Origin of the sequence: Paenibacillus sp. EKM10P (assembly GCF_011800655.1) — a bacterium.
Lineage (GTDB): Bacteria > Bacillota > Bacilli > Paenibacillales > Paenibacillaceae > Paenibacillus > Paenibacillus polymyxa.
Map to the genome: position 1 here is coordinate 1 of NZ_JAALET010000047.1, position 1,298 is coordinate 1,298.

The following is a 1,298-nucleotide window of genomic DNA, read 5'->3' on the forward strand; positions in this document are numbered from 1 at the left end:
CCCCGTGCGACACCAGCACCGCCAATGCACAGCTCGCCCAGTACGCCGATCGGCACTGGATTCAGCTGGCTGTCCACGATGTAGAAGCGTGCGTTCAGCCACGCCTGCCCAATTGGCACATTCCCGCTGCTTGGCAGCTTCGACAGCTCTTCGTCATAGAAGCTGGAGTCAATCGCCGCTTCCGTAACACCGTAGCTGTTGATGATGCGGATCTCCGCGCCAAACCGCTCCTGCAGCACTCGGTAGTCTGTCACGCTGCAGCTGTCTGAGCTCGTGATGAGCAGCTCTAGACTACTCATGTCTAGTACGTGTTCATGCACATGCTGCATAAACGGTACGATCAGGGCCGGTGTCGATTCGAACAGCGTAATTTGATAATCACGAATCCATCCGTGCAGACGGCTAAAATCAATCCGGTCGTCTTTCGGACAAATGACCATTGTCCCACCATTATAAAGCGTCCGCGCAATATCGCCGACGAACACGTCGAAGGAGAAGCTGGCCAATTGCAGCAGTCGGACCGGGAACTGGTCCAGGCGGTAATCCCGGCGATATGCTGCAGCCGTATTCACCAAGCTGCGATGTTCGATCATGACACCTTTTGGACGTCCGGTTGTCCCAGACGTGTAGATCACATATGCCAGATCCTGCGGTTCGTTAATATGATCGACGTCTGTCGTATCTCCGGTGTACAGTGACTCATTGTCCAATACCAGTACGGTGTGCAGACGCAGCCCTGTTGCTGGCTCGGATGCTGCTTCGCGGTCAGACACCGAATTTGATTTCAAGCCTAAGCCTTCATTGAGGCTACCTCTTTCCACCGTTTCAACGCTAACCGCCGTCTCCAGCTCACCCTTAGCATTTTCATCGCCCAAAGCCCTTTGGCTTTCATTCAGCCAAGCTTGTGCGCGCTCATGCAATCCCGTCTGAGTTAACAGTACCGTCGCACCACTGTCCTCCAGCATGAAACGAATGCGCTCGGACGGATAGTCTGCATCCAGCGGCACATAGGCGCCTCCGGCTTTCCACACCGCCAGTACGCCGACCAGCATGTCCACCGAACGTTGACTCAAAATGCCGACAATCGATTCGCGTCCAATGCCTTCCTTTCGCAATTTACGCGCCAATTGGTTTGCACGCTCGTTCAGTTTGCGGTACGTCAGCTGTTGCTCCTCGTACACCACCGCCACGTGATCCGGCACAAACTGGACTTGTTCTTCTACATAGGTATGGAACAGGGCTCCCGCTTCAACAGCATCAGCACCTAATACCCCCACATTTCCAAATCCATCGATGAG

The 1,298-nt window shown here is 54.5% G+C and carries 1 protein-coding gene; it reads right to left on the minus strand.

Going from position 1 to position 1,298, the window contains the following annotated elements:
* Positions 1–1,298, minus strand: a 1,298-nt coding sequence (locus HFE01_RS26325) for an AMP-binding protein (RefSeq protein ID WP_243208288.1), incomplete at both ends; no start/stop codon positions are given.